The organism is Endozoicomonas sp. (assembly GCF_031844845.1).
Classification (GTDB): Bacteria; Pseudomonadota; Gammaproteobacteria; order Pseudomonadales; family Endozoicomonadaceae; genus Endozoicomonas.
The window spans coordinates 1-9,096 of record NZ_JAVRMB020000395.1; the positions used below are offsets into that span (position 1 = coordinate 1).

Below are 9,096 nucleotides of genomic sequence, written 5' to 3' on the forward strand. Positions count from 1 at the left end.
AATCTACGAGGCTCATCTACTTGAGCAATTAAATTCAGCCAAACGCACACTTAAATGTATAGCTGAAAACACAGACTGGAAAGATCACCATCGCCGAGCCAGTGAGTGCTTAAAGAAATTAGACGAGTAACACATAACGCCTGCATAAGCGGCGGCGCGTCTAGCGCCGTCCGCTGGATGCACTTGTTAGCATTATTCACCCCATACTATGGTTCCGTCATGGAATTGGCCCTTTGCATTTCTTATTATGCTAAAGTCGTATATTCCATAGTCATATTTTTTGTTTATTCTAACAACACTGTTTCCCGTCATGCTTAATGCACTTTCGACAACATTAGTTTTAATTGCAATGTTCATTGCACTTTCAAGTGCCACACTGGGATAGAAGATTGCGTCTAAGCCTTTTACGCTTTCAAGAAGCAGTTTACCCAGAATCCTCGAGTGTAAATAATTATTTTTAGGTGCATCCTTATCTCTTAAAATTGATGCTAAGAACGCATCCATAAACACATAGCTCATACCAGCTTTATGCGGAATCTTATTTAAGATTTTATTTAATTCGTTTTCCATTACCTCAGACATTGAGGCTCTTCCTGATCGATGAATATTTAGTATTTCGCCAACTATACAACCCCTAATTTTTCTCTTATCACATATTTTATAACCAGCGAGATGCACATGATCACCTTCTTTAGCACCTACCTCTTCTAAAGCCGCATAATTGTGAAAGGAAGCATAAAATATCGGCTCTGAAGGGTTGTTGAGCCTACCCGCATTGGTTAAGTGTTTTGGTGGATGAGAAAGTTCTTTTACATTGCTATAGCCATGAGGAGTCTCACATATTCTTGCACGCCAAATTGCTCTATCGTAGGCTAGTGAATAATTTATTACATCATAAAATCCTAGAAACCAAGATAGTTTCTGTTCAATAGCTACTGGGTCTTTCTCGGAAATCACCGAACGTGAAAAATCCTGGAGCCAGTTAATTTCTATAACTTTGATTTTTGCCGTCATATGGTTCAAAACTCAATATTACTTGGACTGCTAACAGTTGCTTATACGAATCACTTTCGCATAACAAACTGTAGATCGCCAAAGGCGAATTGCTTGAAAGCCTTGAATTAACAGGGATCCAGCTCTACAGCAACCCTTAAATGGTATATTTTGGCTTTCGCCTTTCGTAATTTGTATATTTTTCGCTTAAGCAAGCAAGCCTGTCATTTAACAGGAATTATCCATCTAAAACAACCAGTTAGGATAACCCTTGAAAATCTGCTTATACGAACTAACTTAACTGTATATAAATACAGTTAAGTCAGTACCAATGCGCCTACAAGAAAAATTTCAAATAGTCATTCGTTCGGCAAATTACTCTCTTACCACTGAGCGCTCCTACTGGAGCTGGATCAAAAGATTCATTAAATATCATAACCTGCGTCACCCGGAAACGCTGTCCGGCGATGATGTTCGTGACTTTCTCACACATCTTGTTATGGAAAAACACGTGGCTGTCAGTACACAGCAACAAGCACTGAGCGCTCTTGTTTTCTTGTACAAACAGGTTCTTGGTCGTGAAAAAATTACTATCTCTGACTGGCTCAAGGCTAAACGCCCGGCAAAGTTGCCCGTGGTGCTTTCAGTGGCAGAAGCAAATTCTGTACTTGGCTGCCTGAAGGGAACGCCACTGCTGGTATCGCAGCTTATGTATGGTGCCGGGTTACGATTAAAAGAAGCCTTACGGCTCAGGGTTCAGGATGTTGATTTTGGCCGAATGGAAATTACCGTGCGCCATGGCAAGGGCGGCAAAGATAGAATGACCCTGCTACCAAAAATCACCATTGAGGCTCTTAAAAATCACATAGAATCATCCCGTTTATTACACCAGAAAGCCCTTGATGAAGGTGTTTGCTTTGTTCACCTTCCTCATGCCCTGGCCAGAAAATACCCTACCGCAGGAAAGGAGTTAGCCTGGCAATTTATTTTCGCCAGCTCCCAGCTCAGCAAAGACCCTCGAACAGGGAAAGTGGGCAGGCATCATATCAATGAACGAAGCATTCAGGCAGCGGTCAAAATTGCGGTAAGACAGGCTGGGGTGCACAAACATGCCAGCTGTCACACCTTCCGGCACAGTTTCGCCACGCACTTGTTGGAAAGTGGTTATGACATACGAACGGTGCAGGAATTACTGGGTCATGCCAACGTCAATACCACCATGATATACACCCATGTTCTTAACAGGGGTGGGCGAGCTGTCTTGAGTCCGGCGGATCGTTAGTTTTGATTACGGGTACGGTAACCGGGTGACGTGACTGACATTGAATTACTCTTCTGATCTCCCCCCCCACGCTACCGCCCCTCCAGCCTGTTTCAGGAGTAGTGAGGATGATTAAACGGCTATCATCGTGTATTTTCATTTGGCAGTAATAGTACTGTCGAACCCGTATATTTTCACGTCCTATCAATAACTTTTATCACAACCGTTGATAGCTTCAGCGCAAGGCTTCTCTCTTTTAATACACCCTCTGATGTTACTTTGTGAGACCTCTGCTTTCTCACAGAGGTCACATTCACAGGTTCTGAGGTTTATTTAATTTTAAGCACCTGCTCTTCTATCTTCTTTTTCCAGATCTGCGGGCCACTCTGGTGAACAGACTCACCTCTGCTATCAACAGCAACAGTGACCGGCATATCTTCCACCTCAAACTCGTAGATGGCTTCCATACCCAGTTCCGGGAAAGCCAGCACTTCAGCTTTTTTCACCGCCTGAGATACCAGGTAGGCAGCGCCACCCACGGCAATCAGATAGACGGACTCGTTATCCTTGATGGCTTCAATAGCAGCGGGGCCGCGCTCTCCCTTACCGATCATACCGGCAAGCCCGGTCTCTTCCAGCAGGGTGCGGGTAAATTTGTCCATGCGGGTTGAGGTGGTTGGGCCAGCAGGGCCAACCGCTTCATCACGTACCGGGTCAACCGGGCCAACGTAGTAGATAAAGCGACCTTTCAAATCAACGGGCAGCTCTTCACCCCTGGAAATCATATCGATCATCCGTTTATGGGCAGCATCACGTCCGGTCAGAATCTTGCCAGATAAAAGAACAGTGTCGCCTGGTTGCCAACTCTTGATGTCGTCGTGAGTCAGGTTATCGACATTAACCTTGCGTACCCCTTCCCCCATATCCAGGCTGATTTCCGGATAGTCATCAATGTTTGGCGCTTTCTGATATACAGGGCCATTACCGTCCAGGGTAAAATGAGCATGACGGGTTGCCGCACAGTTTGGAATCATCGCCACTGGCAGTGAGGCGGCATGGGTAGGGTGGTCTTTGATTTTGACATCAAGAACCGTGGTCAGGCCACCCAGGCCCTGGGCACCAATACCCAGTTTGTTAACTTCATCCATAATTTCCAGACGCAGCTCTTCCACACGGTTTTGCGGGCCACGCTCACGGAGCTCATGAATATCAATAGGCTCCATCAGGGCTTCTTTGGCCATCAGCATCGCCTTTTCAGCAGTACCGCCAATACCGATACCCAGCATTCCGGGAGGACACCAGCCCGCCCCCATGGTAGGTACGGTCTTTTTCACCCATTCAACAATATTGTCAGACGGGTTGAGCATGACCATTTTGGATTTGTTTTCAGAGCCACCACCTTTGGCGGCCAGCTCCACTTCTACGGTGTCACCGGGCACAATGGTCATATGGATAACCGCCGGTGTATTGTCTTTGGTGTTCGTGCGGGCACCGGCAGGGTCGGCCAGTACGGAGGCACGGAGTACATTATCCGGGTGGGTATAGGCCCGACGAACCCCTTCATTAATCAGGTCTTCAATGGAACGGTCAGTATCAAAACGAACGTTCATACCTACCCGCACAAAGACCGTGACGATACCGGTGTCCTGACAAATAGGCCGTTTGCCCATGGCACACATTCTTGAGTTCACCAGAATCTGAGCCATAGCATCTTTAGCGGCCTTGGATTCTTCTTTCTGGTAGGCTTCGTGAACCGCATCAATAAAATCAATGGGATGATAGTAGGAAATAAACTGCAGCGTATCCGCAACACTCAGAATTAAATCATCTTCCCGAATAACAACACTCATTGGTTTTCCACCCCTCAATTTTATTTCACAACCTGACCTTGCCAGTACGGAAGGCAAACCCCATCGGGTATTTATTATTAGGCATGGATTATACCCATGCCAAAAGCCAATAACATTGACTAACCGCATAAGGCGTAAAGTTTTATTGAAAACAGCAGAAGTCTATTTTTGTAGAAGGCGCTCACGGGATGTACACTTCACGCAATCGTTTAACGGAAGTGGCATTGTATAAAGTATCAGCCCTCCGTCATTCCCGCGAAGGCGGGTCGCAAAAGGGTAAATTAACACCCGGCCGTCATCCCCGCGCAGGTGGGGATCCACTATTCGAGATAGACTCCCACTCTCGAAATGGTTTCCCGCCTTCGCGGGAAAGACGGAGGGGTAGAAATCGGCATTTAAGGCCTTTTGCGACAGCCTCGAAGGAGGGAATCTACCACGCAGTGGATTCCCCGCCTTCGCGGGGATGACGGTGGTATATTTAATAGAAGCTTCCCTAAGACGTCATTTCAGAACAATAAACAGGATTCTCCACGTGCCGGTTATCCAGTTTCAGGGCAACAGCTACCCACTCGATGAAGAAGAGAATCTTCTGGATGGCCTGTTGCGCCAGAATGCCAGGGCTCCCTATTCCTGCAGAGCCGGGATCTGCCACTCCTGCATGCTCCGGGTTACATCGGGCTCTGCGTCGGTAGAAGGCCAGACCTCCCTGACGCCCGAGCAGATTAAAAATGGGTATATTCTCGCCTGCCAGACAGTGGTCACTGAAAACCTTGAACTGACTCTGCCAACACGGGATGAAGTCCCCGGCATTCTTACCGATATAGCGCCTATTAGTTCCACCGAAGTTCAAATAAAAGTGTCCACCCGTTTGCCTTTTGAGGTGAATGCCGGAGAATATGTCACGTTTATCTGTAATGAAGGTTTTGAAGCCAGTTATCCAGTCACTGTCGTCAGTGAAGCATTGCAGACACTGGAGTGTGTAATCAGAAGATCAGCAGGCGGGAACCCATTCAGCGTCTGGATTCATTCTCAGGCTAGAACCGGTGACCGCCTGATGGTCATAAAGAACGGTTAACCCCCCTATTCTTTGACTGGCAAAGCATGCACCGTTTTATCATGCCCCATTCTTTCGGGATCAACATCACTTCTGGAAAACATATCACGGGGCATACAACCCGTTTCAACATTGATCAGACTGAATGAAGGCTGATGCACCGCTTCCTGAAAAGCCACGGTGCCATCAGGCATTACCACCGAATACGCAAGATAGGCATCAATCAGGCCATGCTTATAATCGACTCCCTCTGTCTCAAAGCCCTTTAACACCACCACTTCATTGGCCTTACAGCCCATTCCCAGCGTATCACCCGATTTTATACTGTTAACAATGACGGGATGCCGACTGCCAAGGGGAAACTGAATGCTGCCATAATAGCGATTCTCACCATCATTTAACGGCTCTACCATTACATCCCAGAACGCCATAACATTAAGAAATTCTCTTCCCTGGTTATCTTTAACGATATTATTGCCATTTTCCCCCTGGTCGAGATAAGAGCCTGCCGATTTAAATCGTTGTGTTATGGCTTGATCGAAGTTAATGATCGCAGCCTCTTCATCAGAAGCGATCTGATAAGTAATGCTTCTATCAGGAAGAATATCAACTGCAGGCTTTTGTACTGATTCATCCTTTTGTTCTTCTTGTTTTCTCGCTAACCGTGCAGCCTCTTCTTTTTTCTTTTCTTCCAGAGGACACTTTTTCCCACTGTCTTTACTAGTGTGCTCCTGCTTTTTTTCCTTGCTTTTTTTCTCTAATGCCTGCGCTTCAGCTTTTTTCTGTTCAGTCTTTGCTTTTTCATCTGCCTTGTGCTTCTGTTCCGCCTCTGCCAAGTTCAATTCTTCAGCTTTCTGCTTTCCGGGGTTTGCTTTTTCTTCTGCCTTGCGTCTTTCTTCTGCTTTGGCCTGTTCCCTGGCCTTACGCCGTTCCATAACACGCGCCATTCTGGCCTGTTCTTTCTCTTTATCAACCCCTTTCCTTTCTACTGGCCCTTTTGACGCTATCGTCTTTCCTCTGTCTTTCTGCCGCTCTTTTAAAGAAGAGATACGCTCAGCTTTCTTTTTATCAACTCTTTTGGGTTTATCGATTTTTTCAGGATCTTTCATTACCGGCTTATTGTGACTGACCAGAAGCACTTCCTCATTAAGCTCCTTTTCCGCCAGGCGAATATCCATAAACCGAAGAAAGGTATCTGCCTGTTCCGGATCTGCCAGATCAAGCGAATCCATTTGCTTATAATATTTAAACTCTTTGGAAACACTCAGATCCTGCAGGTTGCGATTATCTCTTATATTTATAGGCTTATTTCGACTTTTGCATCCTGTGCATACTGTATTATTGTCCCGAGCGGCATAGGGAGGCACAATATTTCTTTTATCACTTTTGACGGCTTCTTTCCCATGGGCAATGGCTGAAGAAGCAGTAATTATCACTGCCGTTGCCAAAGTTGACATGGCAAATTTTGCTGCCTTGCCAGCAAAACTTATATCCGGATATCCCATGATATCTACACCCTTGTTTAACGTAAAAGAGGAACTTCGCCGTATAGCCTGAGAGCACATAAAACAGAGTGCATCTGCCCAGGGTGGTATGAGCATAGACCATGAAGTGGAATCATCCATACGCAAGAAAGCGAATGATCTACAGCCTGAAAGAAGGGCGTTATATAATGTCACACAAAGGTGATGAATAAGATGAACACCTTGTCATTCTTGATTATGATTATGGCTGGGACGGTTGGGCCTAAAGAGGTGATGTATGGGAATGCGAGAAAATATTATCAACAAGCTCAATGAGTCCTTGCACAATGACTTCATTGATGTGGCCAATGAGAGCCACCTGCACAATACTCCACCGGGCTCTGAATCCCACTTTAAAGTGGTGATTGTCAGTGAGGAGTTCCAGGGAAAACTGCCGGTTAAACGGCACCAGATCATATACAGCCTGCTGGCTGACGAATTAAGAGAACAGATTCACGCCCTGGCACTTCACACTTACACGCCAACTGAGTGGCGAGCGAGAAACCAGTCCGCGCCCGCAACGCCAGACTGCCGAGGCGGCAGCAAAAAGTAATCAAGTGCGGGTATTTCAGATGTTCATCAGGCTTTACAGTCCGATGAACAGGCTATAAAAAATTTGCGCTAACCAGATACCGATGTGTGTAACCCACATTCACGATGCCCATAAACCTTGGTAGGGTCATAGTAATCTTCTTCAATGGGCAAATCGTGCGCCACCAGATACTCCTCAACATCCAGCTCATTCCAGTTAAGTAAAGGTGCAATCCGGTAATAGCCGTCTCTGGTCAGGCTTACCACCTCAAGATTCTGCCGAAACTCTGTCTGATCCTTACGGATCGCGGTCAGCCAGTAATCTGGAGATGAGGCTTTCATCGCTCGGCCAAAAGGTTCAAGTTTTACCTGACGGGTAAATTCATCATGTTCAGGAGTATCCACCTCCGGCACGCCACCATAGATAGCATCGCGAAAACCTCGACTGAATTGCGGGTGAAAAACCTGAATATTGAGTTTCAACCGGCGAATCAGCTGATCCGCAAAACGATAGGTTGACTGGGTACCATACCCTGAATCGATCCAGACCACTGGAATACCCGGCTTAATCTGAGTAGCCATATGCAGAATGGCAGCCTCGTGCGGGCCAAAGTTTGTTGTCAACAACGGCTGGCTGGCCCGCTGCAGAGCCCACTGAATAATGGCCTGTGGGCTCAGTGTCGACAGCTCCTGATTGATCTTCTCCGGATTCATTATTTGCCCCATAAAATCCATAACTGAGTCATGGGACTATAAGATCCCAACCTTATAACCACAAAGACTAATATGGACTATAAATATTACGGAATATCATTATCCGGTTTTCACGGATTCTTTCTTTCGCTTACGATAGCCTGCAATAAATCCTCGAACAATATTTTCAGGCTGTAGGGATCGCAATGAAGTTTCGACGCATTCCATTTTTCTTCTTACTGTTTTGCTCATTAACCAGTAATGCTCAAACCACCAGTTTTCAACTGCTAACTGAGAACTTCCCACCACTTAATATGACCAATAATGGCACGTCCTATGCCAGGAATGATCGGGTTTCCGGCTTTGCCACGGATATTATGAGAAAGCTGTTTGAAACCACCGGGTACGAAGCCGCCTTCACCCTGATGAGCAACTGGGACAAAGCCTATAACAGCGCAAAAGACACCTCAGGCTATGGTGTCTACTCTACCTTTCGAACATCAGAAAGAGAGGATGAATTCCAGTGGGTAGGACCATTGTACGAGGAAGACTGGGTTCTCCTTGCTCCAGAGGACAGCGATCTAACCATTAACTCATTAGATGAGCTTAAGAACTATCAGGTAGGCTCCTACGAGTTTGACGCTATTACCGATCACCTGCGGGATAATCAGATTGAAGTTATTCCAGCAAAGAGTGATTCAGTCAATGTCGTAAAGTTGAAACCGGGTAAAATTGATCTCTGGGCTTCCAGCTCACTGACCGGTCCCTACACTGCAGCTAATTTTAATATTCCGGTTAAGCCCATCCATACATTCAACGAAAGTGGTTTGTGGTTGGCCATGCATAAAGATACCGATCCAACCATTATCTCTGCCCTGAATGCTGAATTACAAAACATGCACCAGTCCGGTGAAATCCAGAAAATGATTGATAGCTATAATCAATAGTCTGATATATCAGGGGTAGCTTTAGACAGGCTACCACCGTCATCCCCGCGAAGGAGATTGTCGCAAAAGGTCTTAAATACCGATTTATACCATGGCCGTCTTTCCCGCGAAGGAGGGTGTCGCAAAAGGGCAAAACACCCCCCGACCGTCATCCTCGCGAAGGCGGTTGTCGCAAAACCCTCCTCGCTCCCACGCTTTTAGGCCCTGTGGGTCCTGCGTGGTAGCGCCAGGACCCAACCACAGA

Annotated in this window: 8 protein-coding genes; 4 read left to right on the forward strand and 4 right to left on the reverse strand. The window is 46.4% G+C overall.

Translation table 11 applies throughout. The features are described from left to right. Positions 1-192: 192 nt before the first annotated feature. Positions 193-1,014 (reverse strand): RES domain-containing protein, encoded by an 822-nt coding sequence (locus tag RM811_RS21800; RefSeq protein WP_402528360.1) that lies wholly within the window; start codon positions 1,012-1,014, stop codon positions 193-195. 310 nt (positions 1,015-1,324) lie between these two features. Between RM811_RS21800 and RM811_RS21805 the strand changes: the two genes are divergently transcribed. Further along, the gene (locus RM811_RS21805) at positions 1,325-2,275 is read left to right on the forward strand and encodes an integron integrase (RefSeq protein WP_402528363.1); all 951 of its coding nucleotides are present in this window, start codon (positions 1,325-1,327) and stop codon (positions 2,273-2,275) included. 308 nt (positions 2,276-2,583) lie between these two features. Here RM811_RS21805 and RM811_RS21810 read toward each other — a convergent pair whose 3' ends face one another. Then, positions 2,584-4,104: a fumarate hydratase gene (locus tag RM811_RS21810; protein ID WP_402528366.1), complete on the reverse strand. Its 1,521-nt coding sequence runs from the start codon at positions 4,102-4,104 to the stop codon at positions 2,584-2,586. Positions 4,105-4,636: 532 nt separating this feature from the next. On the opposite strand from RM811_RS21810, the gene RM811_RS21815 reads away from it, so the two are divergent. Beyond that, positions 4,637-5,179, forward strand: a complete 543-nt coding sequence (locus RM811_RS21815) for a 2Fe-2S iron-sulfur cluster-binding protein (protein ID WP_402528369.1) — start codon at positions 4,637-4,639, stop codon at positions 5,177-5,179. Positions 5,180-5,184: 5 nt separating this feature from the next. Here RM811_RS21815 and RM811_RS21820 read toward each other — a convergent pair whose 3' ends face one another. Then, positions 5,185-6,663 (reverse strand): hypothetical protein, encoded by a 1,479-nt coding sequence (locus RM811_RS21820; RefSeq protein ID WP_402528372.1) that lies wholly within the window; start codon positions 6,661-6,663, stop codon positions 5,185-5,187. 262 nt (positions 6,664-6,925) lie between these two features. On the opposite strand from RM811_RS21820, the gene RM811_RS21825 reads away from it, so the two are divergent. Beyond that, positions 6,926-7,234, forward strand: coding sequence for a BolA family protein (locus RM811_RS21825; RefSeq protein WP_402528374.1), 309 nt, complete (start codon positions 6,926-6,928; stop codon positions 7,232-7,234). Positions 7,235-7,302: 68 nt separating this feature from the next. Here the strand turns inward: RM811_RS21825 and RM811_RS21830 are convergent, their stop codons facing one another. After that, positions 7,303-7,926 carry a phosphoadenosine phosphosulfate reductase family protein gene (locus RM811_RS21830; RefSeq protein WP_402528377.1) on the reverse strand — a complete coding sequence of 208 codons (624 nt, stop codon included), beginning with the start codon at positions 7,924-7,926 and terminating at the stop codon, positions 7,303-7,305. 185 nt (positions 7,927-8,111) lie between these two features. On the opposite strand from RM811_RS21830, the gene RM811_RS21835 reads away from it, so the two are divergent. Beyond that, positions 8,112-8,852: a substrate-binding periplasmic protein gene (locus tag RM811_RS21835; RefSeq protein WP_402528380.1), complete on the forward strand. Its 741-nt coding sequence runs from the start codon at positions 8,112-8,114 to the stop codon at positions 8,850-8,852. The last annotated feature ends 244 nt before the right edge of the window (positions 8,853-9,096 follow it).